The sequence below is a fragment of the Streptomyces sp. NBC_01237 genome (genome assembly GCF_035917275.1).
Lineage (GTDB): Bacteria > Actinomycetota > Actinomycetes > Streptomycetales > Streptomycetaceae > Streptomyces.
Genome location: NZ_CP108508.1, coordinates 7,334,432 through 7,349,483 on the forward strand (window position 1 = coordinate 7,334,432; position 15,052 = coordinate 7,349,483).

Consider the following 15,052-nt stretch of genomic DNA (forward strand, 5'->3'; position numbering starts at 1 on the left):
CGTCAGTCCTGCGGCCGTCGGTCCGGCTGCCAGTCGGGGCGGCGGCCGCTGAGTGCGATCACCCGGTCCACGAGCGGAGCGCCGGCCGGTACCGGGACCGGCGGGCCGAAGATCGCTCCGGCGTCCGGGTCGTCATCGACGGGCGTCAGCAGCGCCTCGCAGGAGCGCAGATTCGCCTCGTCCGCCCGGAACGGCTGCCCGGTCGACCTGGCCAGGTCCCAGCCGTGGACGACCAGCTCGTTGAGCGCGACCGCGGCGGCCACCGGAGCGGGCAGATCCACACCGCCCGCCCGCGTCATGCCCTCCCAGGCGGCGGGCGAGCGCCAGGCCGCCACCAGCTCGTCGAGCAGCGGCGGCAGCACCTCGCGCCAGTCGTCGCCGAGCACCAGGGGCGCCGTTCCGGGGGAGACCTCGGTCGTCGGCCCGAGATCCTTGTGCGCCGCGTCGCGGAAGGCGGCCGTCAGTCCGACCACATGGGCGAGCAGTTCCCGTACCGCGTAGTCGGGGCAGGGGGTCGGTCCGGCCAGCCGGCGGTCCTCGATGGAGTCGAGCAGCGCGGCGATCTGCCGGGCGGCCGGTTCGAGATCGAGGGCGGGGGCGGTACTGCTGTCCATGAACACACCGTTCCGACTGTCCGGGGCCGTGAAACTCGTCGCCCTCAACCGTCCCCGGAACCCACCGTCCTCAACCGTCCCGCCCGCCGTTCCTCCTGGTGCGGTGCACACCGGCACATTGCGGAACGTTCCTCTCCACCCCCTTGTCGGCGACCCCCGCACCATGGCATACAGGTCTGGACCATTGCTGTCCGGATGGAAGGCAAGACCGTGCAACGCCCCCACGCACCTGCCGCGTTGGCCTGTTCCGCCGCCCTGCTCCTCGCCACGCTCACCGCGTGCGGCGGCGCGGCCGAAGCGGACACGCAGAAACCGACCACCCCACGAGACGTGACCGCGCAGGCCAGCAGTTCCACATCGGTGCACGTCATGTGGGAGCCCGCCTCCGACAACAAGGCGATCACCGGCTACGAGATCTACCGCAAGGGCACGAAGGTGAAGTCCGTACCGGCGGCCAAGCGGATGATCGACATCGACGGGCTGACGGCCTCGACCGCCTACACGTTCACCGTCCGGGCCCGCGACGCCGCCGGGAACCTCTCCGAGCCGAGCCCCGCCGTACCCGTCACCACCCAGCCCACCCCGCCGAAGGACGACCGGGCGCCGACCGCTCCGGTGAAGCTGCGCGGCACCGCCGACGGCGGTCGCGCCGCCACCCTGGCCTGGGGCGGCTCCACGGACGACGTGGGCGTCACCTCGTACGACATCTACCAGGAGGACTCCCGGATCCACAGTGTGCCGGGCACCGCCACCACGGCCCGGCTCACCGGGCTGCGCCCCGGCACCGTCTACACCTTCACCGTCCGGGCCCGCGACGCCTCCGACAAGTCCTCGCCGGACAGCAACGCCCTCGACCTCACCACCGCCACCGCTCCCGGCGCCCCCGCGAGCACCGCCCCCACCGGTCTTCGCACCACCACCGCGGCCGAGGGCGGCGAGTTCGCCGTCGACCTGTCCTGGGACCAGCCCGAGACGGGCGGCGAGATCCCCGCGTACCAGCTCTACCTCAACGGGAAGATGACCACCACCATCGTCTGGGGCGGCACCCCGCCCCAGGGGCGCGCGACCTACCGGCTGACGCTCGCCGACCCGGCCGGAACCCGCTACTCGGTGAAGCTGCGCGCCAAGCTCCCGGACGGCAAGTGGGGTGACTTCTCCGCCCAGCGCACCGTGGTCCTCGGGGACTGACCGTTCCTCAGGCATGCGGGAACCCGCCCCATATGGTCCATTGATCCCGGAACCTCAGCACTGAGCACCATGAGGAACAGGGGTTGAACGATGGACCTGAGCTCCAGGGTCGACGCACTGATGGACGGACTCGTCGCGGATCTGGAACGGCTGACCGCCATTCCGTCGATCGCCTTTCCCGGCTTCCCGCCCGAGCCCGTGCGGCAGGCCCACGACCTCCTCGTGGACCTGCTGCGCGGCGCGGGCGTCAAGCACATCGACCGGCTCGACCTCCCCGACACCGCGCCGGTCATCGTCGCCGAGGTCCCGCCGCCGTCCCCCGGCGCCCCGACCGTGCTGCTCTACGGCCACTACGACGTACAGCCGCCGGGCGACGAGAGCCTGTGGCTGTCACCGCCCTTCGAACCCACCGCGGTCGAGGGCGGCCTGCGGGCCCGCGGCATCGCCGACGACAAGTCCAACATCCTTGTCCACCTGGGCGTACTGCGGGCGTACGGGGGCAGACCCCCGGTCGGGCTGAAGATCGTCCTGGAGGGGCAGGAGGAGTACGGCAGCGCCTTCGACGACTACCCGCCCACCGACCCGGACCGGTTCGCCTGCGATGCCATGGTCATCGCCGACATGGGCAACCTCCGCCCCGGCAGCCCCACGCTCACCACGGGTCTGCGCGGTGCGTCGGAAGTCGTCGTCGAGGTCCGTACCCTCGCCGAACCCCGCCACAGCGGCGAGTTCGGCGGCGCGGCCCCGGACGCCCTGCTCGTCCTGCTCAAGGCCCTCGCCACGCTCCACGACGTGCACGGCGACGTGGCCGTCGAGGGGCTGCGCCGCGAGGAGTGGAAGGGCACCACCTACACCGAGGAGGAGTTCCGCGGCCTCGCCGGAGTCGAGGACGGCATCGGGCTCATCGGCTCCGGCAGCCTCGGTGAACGCCTCTGGAGCGGACCGGCCATCACCGTCATCGGCATCGACGCCCCGAGCGTCGACCACGCGGCCTCCGCGGTCGTCCCCTACGCCAGGGCAAAGCTGAACCTCCGCTTCCACCCCGAGCAGGATCCCCAGGAGGCGCAGGGCCTGCTCGTCACCCATCTGGAGTCACTGCGCCCGTTCGGAATTCCGCTCACCGTCACCCCGGGCGACACCGGCCCCGGATTCGAGCCCGCGACCGGCGGCCCCGCCTACCGCGCCGCCCTCACCGCGCTGCGCGAGGGCTGGGGGGCACCACCCGCGTTCGTCGCCAGCGGCGGCTCGATCCCGCTGGTCAACGGGCTGTCCAAGGCGGTGCCCGGCGCGGAGGTACTGCTCTTCGGCGCCCAGGACAGCATGTGCAACCTGCACGCGCCCAATGAGCGGGTGCTGTTCTCGGAGCTGCGGTCGGCGGTGATCGCCGAGGCCGCGTTCCTGCGGGAGTTCGCCGCAGCGCACGGCGGCGGGAGCGCCGCGTGAGCACGGACTCCCGGACCGCCCCGGAGGAGAAGCCCCCGGCCGGGAAGAAGTTCGTCTTCCCCAGCGCCCTGACCATTCTCGCCCTCGTCACCCTGGCGGTCTGGGCACTGGCCTTTCTGATCCCCTCCGGTGCCTACGACCGCGACAAGGACGGTGCGCCGGTCCAGGGCACGTACCACCGGGTCCCGTCGGACCAGAGCTTCGTCGACCGTCTCAACGACCTCTTCCTCTCCCCGGTCAACGGCCTCTACGGCGTGCAGGACGAGAGGACCGGCCGGGTCGGCCCGGACCTGGCCGGCGAACTGTACGGCAGCGCGGGGGTGTTCCTCTTCGTCCTCGCGATCGGCGCGTTCATCACGATGGTGTTCGCCACGGGCGCCCTGGACCGGGGCATCGGCCGTCTCGCCCACCGGCTCCGCGACCGGGGTGCGCTGCTCATCGCGGGTGTGATGCTGGTCTTCGCGCTGCTGGGCACGGTGGAGGGGTTCGCGGAGGAGACCCTCGGCTTCTACGGTCTGATCGTGCCGCTGATGCTGGCCCTCGGCTACGACCGGATGGTGGCCACCGGCACGATCATCCTCGGCGCTGGCATCGGGGTGCTGTGCTCCACGGTCAACCCGTTCGCGACCGGGGTCGCCTCGTCCGCTGCCGACATCTCGCTCGGCGACGGCATCGTGCTGCGCGCCATCATGTGGGTCGTACTGACCGCGGTGACCATCGCCTACGTCATCCGGTACGCGCGACGGGTCCGCAAGGACCCCGGCCGCTCGCTCTCCGGCTTCCTGCCCGGCGACCGCGACCACACGGCGGCGGACGCGGGCGAGCCCCCCGACCTGACCCCCCTCCACAAGACGGTCCTGGTGCTGGTCGCCCTGGTCTTCACCTTCATGATCTTCTCGGTGGTGCCGTGGTCCAGCGCCGTCACCGGCGACGCCGACGCCACCGCGTACGGCTTCGAACTCGGCTGGTCCTTCCCGGAGCTGGCGGCGCTCTTCCTGGTCGCGGCCGTGATCATCGGTGTCGTGGCGCGTTTCGGCGAGCAGAAGGTCAGCGCGACGATCATCCAGGGGGCGGCGGACTTCATCTCGCCCGCGCTGGTCATCGTGCTGGCCCGCGGTGTCACGGTCATCATGAACAACTCGCAGATCACCGACACCGTGCTGCACTCCATCGAGGGGCTGGTCTCGGGCACGTCCTCGGCCGTCTTCGCGGTCTTCGTCTTCATCGTCAACCTGCCGCTGGCCTTCCTGATCCCCTCGACCTCCGGCCACGCCACCCTCGCCATGCCGATCCTGGCCCCGCTCGCCGACTTCGCCGGCGTCTCGCGGGCGGTCGTCGTGACGGCCTGGCAGTCGGCGAGCGGCTGGATGAACCTGTGGGTGCCGACCACGGCCGTCACCATCGGCGGGGTGGCCCTGGCGAAGGTGGGCTACGACAAGTACCTGCGCTTCGTCTGGCCGTTGCTGGCGATCCTGTTCGTGCTGATCAGCGGGTTCGTGGCGCTGGGGGCGGTGTGGACCTGAGGCGGTGGGGCGGGGCGCGGTGAACGAGCCGCGCGGCGGGGGCGGTGAAGTGGGGTGAACGCGGGAGGGGAGCCCGCTCAGCCGCTCCTCGACGCGCCCGCCGTCGATGCCAGGCAGCGCTCCGCCAGCGCGGCGGGCCCCTCCGGCCCCGTCGCCGGGGCGTCGCTCGCCGCCCAGGTCTCCACCGCCACGCGCACCGCCGCTCCGGCGGTGGCCGCCGTCAGCCGGATGTCCAGGGTGCCCGCGTCGGCCGGGTGGCCGGCCCGCGCCGCGAGCACGGTGGCCAGCGTGGCCTCCGACTCGCGGCACGCGTCGTTCCACACCGACCGCAGCGCCGGGCTGTCCGCGGCCATCCGCAAGAGGGAACGCACCCACTCCAGGGACTCCGTGCCCTGTGTGTCACCGGGAGCGGCGGCCAGCGTCCGCGCCGCCGCGTACCGCAGCGCATCGGGCAGGGACAGGGTGTGCGGGGCGTCGCGCACGGCCTCCACCCACTGCTGGGAACCCACGGCGAAGAGCGGGGCGACGGCCTCCTCCTTGGTCGCGCAGTAGCGGTAGAGGGTGCGCGGGGCGATGCCCGCCGCGCGGGCGATGTCCTCGGCGCGGGTGGCCCGCAGGCCGTTCTCCACGAAGAGGGCGGCCGCGGTACGGGCGATGTCCCACCGGGTCGCGGCCTTGCGCCGCTCTGTCAACGAAGCACCTTGCATGCGAGGCAGGTTATGCCCACCGGGCCACCGGCCGACCTCTCTTGATCGGCAGAGATTGCCTGTATGACACAATCTGTCACTCAAGGCGTTGCGGTACGAACAAAAGGTGGCAACAGCGGTGCGTCGGCGGCGGTTTCTTCTCCAGACAGCCGGCTTCGCCGGTGCTACGGCCGCCGGATTCGGCCTCGCCGGCTGCGACGCCGGTTCCGGCGCGACGCTCGACCTCCTCGTGGCCAGCTACGACGAGAGCGTGGGTGCCTCGCTGGGAGACCAGTGGGACAGCGTGATCGCGGCGTTCCGGAAGAAGCACCCCGACATCAAGGTCGCGCTGGAGCGGGTCCCGTACAACAAGATCGACAAGAGGCTCGCGCAGCGGGTCGCGGACGGCCGGGAGCCCGACATCGCGCAGTCGAACATCTTCGCCCCCTACGGCGAGGACGATCTGCTCTACACCGCGAGCGAGCTGTTCAGCATCTCGACGCAGGCCGACTTCATCCGGTCGTTCGCCGACGCGGGCACGGTCGACCGGGAGCTCTACGGGTTCCCGTTCCTGGCCAGCACGCCCCGGCTCTTCTACAACAAGGAGCTCTTCCGGCGGGCGCGCGTCGGTGACGCTCCCACATCGTGGGCCGAACTGCGCTCGGCCGCCGCAGCGCTGAAGGGGATCGGCGTGAAGACGCCGTACGGACTCCAGCTGGGCCCCGAGGCGGCCGAGGACGAGGCCCTGTCCTGGATGCTCGCGGCGGGCGGCGGCTTCACGGACCTCGTGGGCTACGACTTCGAGACGCAGCCCAACATCGACGCCCTGGCCTGGCTGCGCGACGAACTGGTCGCCGAGGACCTGGCGGGCGCGGCACCCGAGAAGCTCGACCGGACCGAGGCGTACGAGCGGTTCCTGCGCGGCGACATCGGGATGATGGTCGCCCACCCCGTACTGATGGGCGCCGCCGACCAGGCCAAACTCCCGTACGCGCATGCCGCGTTCCCCGCGAGGGACGGCGGCAGCCCCGCACCGATCGGCCTGAGCGACTGGCTGATGGCGTTCAAGCGCAACGGTCACCGCAAGGAGTGCGGTGCGTTCCTCGACTTCCTGTACAGCGGCCAGTCCGCGGCGGCCTACGGCGGCAGCCAGTCCGCGCTGCCCGTGACGTACACCGCGTCCGACGCCGTGCGCGAGGAGTCGGCCACCCGTCCGCTGTGGCCCTTCATCGACCAGCTGCCGCAGGCCCGTTTCGCGCCGGTGAACATGCGGTCCTGGCCCGAGGTGCGCAGCGCGATACGCAGGGACGTGGGCCGGGCGGTACTGAGCGGCGGTGACCCGGCGGTGGTGCTCAAGTCGCTGGACGACGCGGCGGCCAAGGCGGAGGCGGCCGAGGTGGGCTGAGGGCTGTCCGCCGGCTGCTCCGTCCTGACGGCCGGGGGCGGCCGTCCGCCTGGCCCGCCCTCCGCCGTGCGCAACGCCCCCACCGCCCCCCGGTGCTGTGCGGTACCGGGGGCGGTGCGGGCGGGCAGCTGTGGCTCGGGTCAGGCCAGCTGCTCGTACGCGGGGAGGGTGAGGAAGTCCGCGTAGTCCTGGTCCAGGGAGACCTGGAGCAGGAGGTCGTGGGCCTGCTGCCACTTGCCCGCGGTGAAGGCGGTCTCGCCGACCTCCCGGCGGATCGCGTCGAGTTCCTCGGCCGCGACCGTGCGGGCCAGCTCCGCCGTGGCGTGCTCGCCGTTCTCGAAGACCACGTCCGCGTTGATCCACTGCCAGATCTGCGAGCGCGAGATCTCGGCGGTGGCGGCGTCCTCCATCAGGTTGAAGATGGCGACCGCGCCCATGCCGCGCAGCCACGCCTCGATGTACCGGATGCCGACCGCGACGGCGTTGCGCAGGCCGTCGTACGTGGGGCGGGCGTCGAGGGTGTCGATCGCGATCAGGTCGCCCGCCGCCACCGAGACGTCCTCGCGCAGGCGCTCCTTCTGGTTCGGCTTCTCGCCCAGGACCGCGTCGAAGGAGGCCATGGCGATGGGGACCAGGTCGGGGTGGGCGACCCAGGAGCCGTCGAAGCCGTCGTGGGCCTCGCGGTCCTTGTCCGCCTTGACCTTCTCGAAGGCGACCTTGTTGACCTCGGCGTCGCGGCGGGACGGGATGAACGCCGCCATGCCGCCGATGGCGTGCGCCCCGCGCTTGTGGCAGGTGCGGACGAGGAGTTCGGTGTACGCCCGCATGAACGGGGCGGTCATCGTCACGGCGTTGCGGTCCGGGAGGACGAACTTCGTTCCGCCGTCACGGAAGTTCTTGACGATGGAGAACAGGTAGTCCCAGCGGCCCGCGTTCAGCCCGGAGGCGTGGTCGCGCAGCTCGTAGAGGATCTCCTCCATCTCGTACGCCGCGGTGATCGTCTCGATCAGGACGGTCGCACGGACCGTGCCCTGCGGGATGCCGACGTAGTCCTGGGCGAAGACGAAGATGTCGTTCCAGAGGCGGGCCTCCAGGTGCGACTCCGTCTTCGGCAGATAGAAGTACGGCCCCTTGCCCAGGTCGATGAGGCGCTGGGCGTTGTGGAAGAAGTAGAGGCCGAAGTCGACCAGCGCGCCGGGCACCGGGGCTCCGTCGAGCTGGAGGTGACGCTCGTTCAGGTGCCATCCGCGCGGGCGGGTGACGACCGTCGCGAGTTCGCCGGCGGGCCTGAGGGCGTACGACTTGCCCGACTTCGGGTCGGTGAAGTCGATGGCGCGGGTGTAGGCGTCGATCAGATTCAGCTGGCCGAGGACCACGTTCTCCCACGTGGGGGCGGACGCGTCCTCGAAGTCGGCGAGCCAGACCTTGGCGCCCGAGTTGAGGGCGTTGATGGTCATCTTGCGGTCGGTCGGACCGGTGATCTCCACCCGGCGGTCGTCGAGTGCGGCCGGGGCCGGTGCGACCTTCCAGGATTCGTCCGCGCGGACCGCCGCCGTCTCGGGCAGGAAGTCCAGCGTGGAGGTACGGGCGATCTCGGCGCGGCGCTCGCCGCGCCGGGCGAGCAGCTCGTCACGGCGCGGGGTGAACTGCCGGTGCAGCTCGGCCACGAACGCGAGGGCCGCGTCGGTCAGGACCTCTTCCTGCCGGGGCAGGGGCTCGGCATCGACGATGGCCAGCGGGGACGGCGCTGGTGCGGACATGAGCTGTCACTCCTTCAGCGGGCGGTGCGGGCGGCGTCTCACGGGCCGCCGGGTCGCCTGAGAGGCACGGCGTGCCATGGCTCCGGGATACGGCCGTGGGCGCCGTCCGGGGTACAGAGGGCTTCTGACCAGTGGATAGTAGTTTCCTCATGGTGGAAGTTCAATGGTTTGTTGATGTCGAGATTCTCCGGGTCGACACAAGTGCCCGCCCGGCGGCGCAGCGTGCCAGTGCGCATACGGACCGTTCACTCCAGGCGGGTCAGATCCTCCACGGTGTCGATGTCGTACGCCTGAGCCACATCGGAACACTCGACGAGCGTGATCGCATCGCGGTGCGTCCGCAGATACGTCCGGGCCCCCCGGTCGCCCACCGCAGCCGCCGCGACATCCGCCCACCGGGCCGCCCCGAAGAGCACCGGATGACCGCGCTCCCCGGCGTACGAGGCGGCCGCCAGGCCCGCCCGTGACCGGTAGGCCGACCGCACCCGCGCCACCGCCTCCGCGCCGATGCCCGGCTGGTCCACCAGAAGGACGAGCGCCGCGTCCGCACCCGTACCGGAGAGAGAGGCCAGCCCCGCCCGGAGCGAGGTACCCATGCCCGCCTCCCACTCCGGGTTGACCGTCACCACGCACCCCGTCAGATCGGCGCGGGCCCGCACCTCGTCGGCAGCCGCGCCCAGGACCACGTACAGCGGGCCGCAGCCGCCGTTGCGCAGGGCCCGCACGGCGTGCTCGACCAGGGGGCGGCCGCGGTGTTCGAGCAGTGCCTTGGGCCGGCCGCCGAGGCGCCGGCCGCCACCCGCGGCGAGCAGCACCCCAGCGACCACAGGGTTCTCATCAGTAGGAGCCATGCCCCCTGAATACCACCGCGCGGTTCGCACAGGCGAAAGAAATGTCACCCTCAGGGGTAACCCCGAATTCTGTCCTTCGAGTGGCGCCGCCCACCTCCGATGGCGTTAACTTGCGGGCAACCCCAGGCACTTGACCACGGTCCGGGTCCTGGTCGAAACACCGGCGCAAAGACGTGTGAGGGGGAGTGCTTTGTTGCGAAGCGTGGGGCAGAAGCGAGTGACCGGCAGCACCGAGGACCCGAGAGTGGCGGAGCTGCGCACGGCCGTCTCCCGGCTCCGCCGCGAACTGGCCGGACATCCCTCGGAGTTCTCGGACCGGGGCATCGCCGAGGACGAGTTGGCGGCGCTGGACGCCATGGCGATCAGCGGCACGCCGGAGATTCCCCGGCTGCGCCGTTCGCTGCTGCTGATCGCGGGGGCGATCGGCTCGGTGAGCGCGCTGGCCGCCGGACTGCGGGACGTACGGAACGCGGTGGACCTGTTCGGGGAGCCGCCCCGCCGCTGACGCGGGGCCCGGTATCCCGTGACGCGTACGTGCCGGGGGGATCGTGCGTACGAGCCCCCGCGGCCCGTCACATGTGCGGGACGCGGCAGCCGTGCGTACGTGGCGCCGGGGCAGCGGCACGCCCGGGGGCATCAGACGCTGGAGGGGTTCGCGGAGGAGACCCTCAGCGGCACGTTCGCGCGCCCGGGGGCATCAGCGGCGGATCAGGCGGCGGGCCGTCGCCGCCGCGACCGCCGAGGTGCGTGAGTCGACGCCCAGCTTGGCGTAGATGTGCACCAGATGGGACTTCACGGTCGCCTGGCTCAGGAACAGCTTCTTGCTGATCTGCTGGTTGGACAGCCCCTCGCCCAGCAGCTGGAGCACTTCCAGCTCCCGCTTGGTCAGTGCCTCCGCCGGGGTGCGCATGCGGTCCATCAGCCGGTGGGCGACCGCCGGGGCGAGCGCCGAGCGGCCGGCCGCCGCCGTGCGTACCGCCGCGGCCAGTTCCTCCGGCGGGGCGTCCTTGAGCAGATACCCGCTCGCGCCCGCCTCGACGGCGGCCAGGATGTCGGCGTCCGAGTCGTACGTGGTGAGGATCAGTACCCGGGGCGCTCCGGCCGCCGCGGTGATCGCGGCGGTGGCCTGCGCGCCGTGCATCCCGGGGCCGAACTGCAGGTCCATCAGCACGACGTCGAAGCCGCCCGCCGCGGCGAGGGCGACGGCCCGCTCCGCGGTGGCCGCCTCGGCGACGACCCGGAAGTCCGGCTCGGTGTCGAGCACGGCGCGCAGCCCCGCCCGTACCACCGGGTGGTCGTCGGCGAGCAGCAGCCTGATCGGGTCGCCCGTGCGGCGTCGTCCTTCGTCGTTCATGCGGCCCGTGCCTCCTCGCCCGGGAGGGGAAGGGGCAGCGTGACGGCCACCGCCGTGCCCTGTCCGGGAGCCGATTCCACGCTCAGCGTGCCGCCCAGCGAGCGGGCCCTCGCCCGCATCGCGGGCAGCCCGAAACCGCTGTTCCCCGCCTCGTCGGGCCCGCCCGCCGCGGGGTCGAAGCCCGTGCCGTCGTCGACGACGTCCAGGGAGAGCGAGGTGTCCATGAAACTGAGCGTGATTTCCGCCCGCCCGGCGTGCGCGTGCCGCACCGTGTTCGCCAGTGCCGACTGCGCGGTACGCAGCAGCGCCACCTCGTACGGGGTGGGCAGGGCCACCGGGGTGCCGCTGACCGCGAACTGCGCCGTGAGACCGGGCGACGTGGTGCGGGCGCACAGCCGCTCAAGGGCGGCCGCGAGCGACCCGTGCTCCAGGTCCGGCGGCGTCAGTGCGCGGACGAAGGAGCGGGCCTCGGCCAGATTGTCCTGGGCGGCCTCGCGGGCCCGGCGCACATGTGCCGCGGCCGGTGCGTCCGACGGCAGCGAGCGCTCGGCGGCCCGCAGCAGCAGCTGAATGCTGGAGAGCCCCTGGGCGAGGGTGTCGTGGATCTCCCGGGCCAGCCGTTCCCGCTCGGCCAGCGTGCCCGCGGTACGTTCCGCCCCGGCCAGTTCCGCCCGGGTGGAGACCAGCTCCTCGATCAGCTCGCGGCGCCGCTCGCTCTCCCGGAACAGGGCCTCGTACCCGAACACGGTGGCGACCGCGACCGCCGCCCCGAGCAGCGGCCCGATGAACGCGCCGGGGCTGATCGCCTGCTCGTGCAGCACGAAACTGGTGATCGCGGCCCCGGCGGTGACCGTGACGGCGGCCGGCCCCCAGCGCGACGGCAGCAGGTGGAGCTGGAGGAAGTAGAGCGGGAAGGCCACCCACAGGGCGTCCGGCGACAGTGCGAGCAGCGCCACCCATACCGCGCCGAGCGCGGCCAGCCAGAACGCCCCGGCCCGCGTCCGGGGCTGTACGCCGGGGGCCAGGACGCCCGCCGCGTACACCGCGGCCATCACCGCCGCCATGACGACGACCGCCGGGGTGTGCGCGGCCGGGTCACCGGGCGCGCGGGCCGCGGCGAGCACGAGCAGCCCCAGCAGCAGCGCGTGCAGGCACAGCCTGAGGGCGGCTGCGACGGGGGTGGGTGTGGGTGAGTCCATGGTCCGTCCAGCGTAGACGCGCCCCGTGCGTGCCCGGTCAATCGAAAGGTTGATGTCTGGCCCCTCCACCGTGCGATGTTTCCCCGGGCCCGCGGCGCGAGGCTGGAGCCATGTTCGTCGCATGGAGAGATCTACGGTTCGCCAAGGGCCGGTTCGCGCTCATGGGCTCGGTCGTGGTGCTGATCACGCTGCTCGTGGGCCTGCTGTCCGGTCTGACGGCCGGGCTCGCCCGGGAGAACACCTCGGCCGTCACCGGGCTGAACGCCGACCACCTCGCGTTCGCCGCGCCGCCCGACGGCCGGTCGGTGTCCTTCACCGATTCGACCGTCCGGGAGCCGGCCTGGCGGAGCTGGGCCGGGCGGCCCGGTGTCACCGCCGCGCAGCCCCTGGGCATCCGGACCCTGAACGCCGCCGCCCCCGGCGACCGTACGGCCGCCGTGTCGGTGTTCGGCGTCGAGCCGTCCGGTGGGCTCGCGCCCCCCGGCGCCCGCGTCGCCCCGGGAGAGGTGGTCCTCTCCGAGCAGGCCGCCGAGGACCTCGGCGCCGGAGCGGGTGACCGGATCAGGATCGGCGGCATGGACGAGACCGTCGCCGCCGTCGCGGGAGACGCCTCGTACAGCCATACGCCCGTCGTCTGGGCCTCCCTCGACGACTGGCAGCGGATCGGGCACGACGGGCGCGGACCGGACGAAGCGGCCACGGTCATCGCCCTCACCACGACGGGTGGCGCCGATCTGGCCGCCGGGGACGAGGCGGCGGGCACCAGCACGCTCACCCTCGACGGTTCCCTCACCGCGATCGGCTCCTACCAGGCCGAGAACGGCTCCCTCCAGCTGATGCGCGGGTTCCTCTTCGCCATCTCCGCCCTGGTCATCGGCGCCTTCTTCACCGTCTGGACGATCCAGCGCGGCGGCGACGTGGCCGTACTGAAGGCGCTCGGTGCCTCGACCCCGTATCTGCTGCGGGACGCGCTCGGACAGGCCGTCGTGATGCTCGCCCTCGGTACGGGGCTGGGCACCGCGCTCGCCGCCGGCGTCGGCGCCCTGATCAGCGGGGGTGCCGTGCCCTTCGTCCTGGACGCCTCGACCGTCCTCGTGCCGGCGGCCGTCATGATCGTCCTCGGCGCGCTCGGGGCGGCCCTGTCCATCCGGCGGATCACCGCCGTCGATCCGCTCACCGCGCTCGGGAGTGCCCGATGACCCTCACCCTGTCCGATGTCACCCTCACCTACCCGGACGGCGACGGCAGGCTCACCGCACTGGACCGGGTCTCGCTGGAGGTCCCCGCGGGATCGCTCACCGCGGTCGTCGGGCCCTCCGGTTCCGGGAAGTCCAGCCTGCTCGCGGTGGCCGCCACCCTGGTCACCCCGGACGAGGGCCGGGTCGTCGTCGCGGGCACCCGGACCGAGGGACTCGGCCGCGCCGATCTGGCGGCCCTGCGCCGGGAGCGGATCGGGATCGTCTTCCAGCAGCCCAACCTGCTGCCCTCACTGACCGCCGTCGAACAGCTCCAGGTGATGACCCATCTGTCGGGCCGGGCGGCGCGGGCCGCCCGTGGCCGCGCCCTCGAACTGCTCGACGCGGTCGGCCTCGCCGATCAGGCGCACCGCCGCCCGCACCAGCTGTCGGGCGGTCAGCGCCAGCGGGTCAATATCGCCCGCGCCCTGATGAACGACCCGGCGGTCCTGCTCGTCGACGAGCCGACCAGCGCACTCGACCACGAACGGGGCGCGGCCGTGCTCGATCTGCTGACGGCCCTGACCCGGGAACGGTCCACGGCCACGGTGCTGGTCACGCACGACCGGGCGCACCTGGACCGGATGGACCGGACGGTGGCGATGGACGACGGGCGGCTGACCGCGCAGGTGCCCGCCGTCTGAGGGCGGACCGGGCGTCGTGGGGCGGGGCCGGCAGGACGGCCCGGCGACCCCGGGCAGGGACCGGCCGCCGTTGGCGGGGACCGGCGGCTCGGGGTGGGGACCGGCCGCCTTCGGCGGGGACCCGCCGTTCTCCGGTGGACCGGGAACCCGGGCACGGCCCGGGTTCCCGCGCGTCTCAGCCGGCCGAGCCGCTGCTCGCCAGTGCCGTCGAGAGTTCCTTCGCGACCTGCTGGAGGATCGGCACGATCCGCTCCGTCGCCGTCTCCGTCACCCGTCCCGCCGGGCCCGAGATGGAGATCGCGGCCGAGGTGGGGGAGTTGGGCACGGACACGGCCAGGCAGCGGACCCCGATCTCCTGCTCGTTGTCGTCCACCGCGTAACCGGCCCTGCGCACCTGCTCCAGCGCTTCGAGGAAGCCGTCGGCGGTGGTGATCGTCTTCTCGGTGGCGGCCGGCATCCCGGTGCGCGCGAGCAGCGCCCGTACCTCGTCGGCGGGCGTGTTCGCGAGCAGTGCCTTGCCCACCCCCGTGGAGTGGGGGAGCACCCGGCGGCCCACCTCGGTGAACATGCGCATCGAGTGCTTGGAGGGCACCTGGGCGACGTACACGATCTCGTCGCCGTCGAGCAGCGCCATGTTCGCCGTCTCGCCGGTCTCCTCGACCAGGCGCTGGAGGTACGGGCGGGCCCAGGTGCCGAGCAGCCGGGACGCGGACTCGCCGAGCCGGATCAGGCGCGGGCCGAGCGCGTAGCGGCGGTTGGGCTGCTGGCGTACGTAACCGCAGACGACCAGCGTGCGCATCAGCCGGTGGATGGTGGGCAGCGGAAGCCCGCTGCTCGCGGAGAGCTCGCTCAGCCCGACCTCGCCCCCGGCGTCGGCCATCCGCTCCAGCAGATCGAAGGCGCGCTCAAGGGACTGCACCCCACCGCTGGAACCGGTGGGCTTGGAGTCGGATGTGCTGGCGTGGGACGACGGCACGTCAACGGTCCTTTCGAAGCGGAAGGCAAGGCAGCAGCCTACCGGGCTGTTCCTGATCGGCCCACTGCTCCCGGTGCGGCGTCCTTGCCGGTCAGAGCCTGTTTTGTCCTGGTGCCGACGTTCGGGCCCAAGGTGCGGCGAGGGCGCCACTGTTCCATGCTACGTTCCGCCCTC

The 15,052-nt window shown here is 72.4% G+C and carries 14 protein-coding genes; 7 read left to right on the plus strand and 7 right to left on the minus strand.

The window, feature by feature from the left end; all coding sequences use genetic code 11:
* Positions 1–2: 2 nt before the first annotated feature.
* Positions 3–614, minus strand: coding sequence for a TIGR03086 family metal-binding protein (locus OG251_RS32545; protein ID WP_326680451.1), 612 nt, complete (start codon positions 612–614; stop codon positions 3–5).
* Between the two features lie 195 nt (positions 615–809).
* Between OG251_RS32545 and OG251_RS32550 the strand changes: the two genes are divergently transcribed.
* The 3 genes from OG251_RS32550 (at position 810) to OG251_RS32560 (ending at position 4,768) form a co-directional block, all read left to right on the plus strand.
* Entirely contained in the window at positions 810–1,802 is a 993-nt protein-coding gene (locus OG251_RS32550) for a fibronectin type III domain-containing protein (RefSeq protein ID WP_326680452.1), read from the plus strand.
* Between the two features lie 90 nt (positions 1,803–1,892).
* Positions 1,893–3,245, plus strand: a complete 1,353-nt coding sequence (locus OG251_RS32555) for a M20/M25/M40 family metallo-hydrolase (protein ID WP_326680453.1) — start codon at positions 1,893–1,895, stop codon at positions 3,243–3,245.
* On the plus strand, positions 3,242–4,768 hold the full coding sequence (locus OG251_RS32560) for a YfcC family protein (protein WP_326680454.1): 1,527 nt from the start codon (positions 3,242–3,244) through the stop codon (positions 4,766–4,768). Before OG251_RS32555 ends, OG251_RS32560 begins: the two co-directional genes overlap by 4 nt.
* 77 nt (positions 4,769–4,845) lie before the next feature.
* Here OG251_RS32560 and OG251_RS32565 read toward each other — a convergent pair whose 3' ends face one another.
* Positions 4,846–5,475, minus strand: coding sequence for a TetR/AcrR family transcriptional regulator (locus tag OG251_RS32565; RefSeq protein ID WP_385894364.1), 630 nt, complete (start codon positions 5,473–5,475; stop codon positions 4,846–4,848).
* Positions 5,476–5,581: 106 nt separating this feature from the next.
* Between OG251_RS32565 and OG251_RS32570 the strand changes: the two genes are divergently transcribed.
* Positions 5,582–6,859 carry an extracellular solute-binding protein gene (locus tag OG251_RS32570; protein ID WP_326680456.1) on the plus strand — a complete coding sequence of 426 codons (1,278 nt, stop codon included), beginning with the start codon at positions 5,582–5,584 and terminating at the stop codon, positions 6,857–6,859.
* Between the two features lie 140 nt (positions 6,860–6,999).
* On the opposite strand, the gene aceB is transcribed toward OG251_RS32570, so the two are convergent.
* A complete protein-coding gene (gene aceB / locus OG251_RS32575; protein ID WP_326680457.1) occupies positions 7,000–8,619 on the minus strand; it encodes a malate synthase A in 1,620 nt (539 codons plus the stop codon).
* Between the two features lie 245 nt (positions 8,620–8,864).
* Complete coding sequence (locus OG251_RS32580; protein WP_326680458.1) at positions 8,865–9,470, minus strand: nucleotidyltransferase family protein; 606 nt, start codon at positions 9,468–9,470, stop codon at positions 8,865–8,867.
* A gap of 190 nt (positions 9,471–9,660) precedes the next feature.
* Here OG251_RS32580 and OG251_RS32585 point away from each other — a divergent pair, with 190 nt between their 5' ends.
* Positions 9,661–9,975 carry a DUF5955 family protein gene (locus OG251_RS32585; RefSeq protein WP_073719265.1) on the plus strand — a complete coding sequence of 105 codons (315 nt, stop codon included), beginning with the start codon at positions 9,661–9,663 and terminating at the stop codon, positions 9,973–9,975.
* A gap of 192 nt (positions 9,976–10,167) precedes the next feature.
* Here the strand turns inward: OG251_RS32585 and OG251_RS32590 are convergent, their stop codons facing one another.
* Entirely contained in the window at positions 10,168–10,824 is a 657-nt protein-coding gene (locus OG251_RS32590; RefSeq protein ID WP_326680459.1) for a response regulator transcription factor, read from the minus strand.
* Positions 10,821–12,023: a sensor histidine kinase gene (locus OG251_RS32595; RefSeq protein ID WP_326680460.1), complete on the minus strand. Its 1,203-nt coding sequence runs from the start codon at positions 12,021–12,023 to the stop codon at positions 10,821–10,823. Before OG251_RS32595 ends, OG251_RS32590 begins: the two co-directional genes overlap by 4 nt.
* Before the next feature lie 110 nt (positions 12,024–12,133).
* On the opposite strand from OG251_RS32595, the gene OG251_RS32600 reads away from it, so the two are divergent.
* Positions 12,134–13,222 (plus strand): ABC transporter permease, encoded by a 1,089-nt coding sequence (locus tag OG251_RS32600; protein ID WP_326680461.1) that lies wholly within the window; start codon positions 12,134–12,136, stop codon positions 13,220–13,222.
* The gene (locus tag OG251_RS32605) at positions 13,219–13,902 is read left to right on the plus strand and encodes an ABC transporter ATP-binding protein (RefSeq protein WP_326680462.1); all 684 of its coding nucleotides are present in this window, start codon (positions 13,219–13,221) and stop codon (positions 13,900–13,902) included. Before OG251_RS32600 ends, OG251_RS32605 begins: the two co-directional genes overlap by 4 nt.
* Before the next feature lie 175 nt (positions 13,903–14,077).
* Here OG251_RS32605 and OG251_RS32610 read toward each other — a convergent pair whose 3' ends face one another.
* A complete protein-coding gene (locus OG251_RS32610) occupies positions 14,078–14,878 on the minus strand; it encodes an IclR family transcriptional regulator (RefSeq protein ID WP_073719270.1) in 801 nt (266 codons plus the stop codon).
* Positions 14,879–15,052 lie beyond the last annotated feature (174 nt).

What these genes read in the sequence shown, in the direction of transcription:
- OG251_RS32555 (WP_326680453.1), top strand. Translation starts at nt 1,893, where the DNA reads ATGGACCTGAGCTCCAGGGTCGACGCACTGATGGACGGACTCGTCGCG.
- OG251_RS32550 (WP_326680452.1), top strand. Translation starts at nt 810, where the DNA reads ATGGAAGGCAAGACCGTGCAACGCCCCCACGCACCTGCCGCGTTGGCC.
- OG251_RS32590 (WP_326680459.1), bottom strand. Translation starts at nt 10,824, where the DNA reads ATGAACGACGAAGGACGACGCCGCACGGGCGACCCGATCAGGCTGCTG.
- aceB (WP_326680457.1), bottom strand. Translation starts at nt 8,619, where the DNA reads ATGTCCGCACCAGCGCCGTCCCCGCTGGCCATCGTCGATGCCGAGCCC.
- OG251_RS32545 (WP_326680451.1), bottom strand. Translation starts at nt 614, where the DNA reads ATGGACAGCAGTACCGCCCCCGCCCTCGATCTCGAACCGGCCGCCCGG.
- OG251_RS32580 (WP_326680458.1), bottom strand. Translation starts at nt 9,470, where the DNA reads ATGGCTCCTACTGATGAGAACCCTGTGGTCGCTGGGGTGCTGCTCGCC.
- OG251_RS32565 (WP_385894364.1), bottom strand. Translation starts at nt 5,475, where the DNA reads ATGCAAGGTGCTTCGTTGACAGAGCGGCGCAAGGCCGCGACCCGGTGG.
- OG251_RS32605 (WP_326680462.1), top strand. Translation starts at nt 13,219, where the DNA reads ATGACCCTCACCCTGTCCGATGTCACCCTCACCTACCCGGACGGCGAC.
- OG251_RS32600 (WP_326680461.1), top strand. Translation starts at nt 12,134, where the DNA reads ATGTTCGTCGCATGGAGAGATCTACGGTTCGCCAAGGGCCGGTTCGCG.
- OG251_RS32595 (WP_326680460.1), bottom strand. Translation starts at nt 12,023, where the DNA reads ATGGACTCACCCACACCCACCCCCGTCGCAGCCGCCCTCAGGCTGTGC.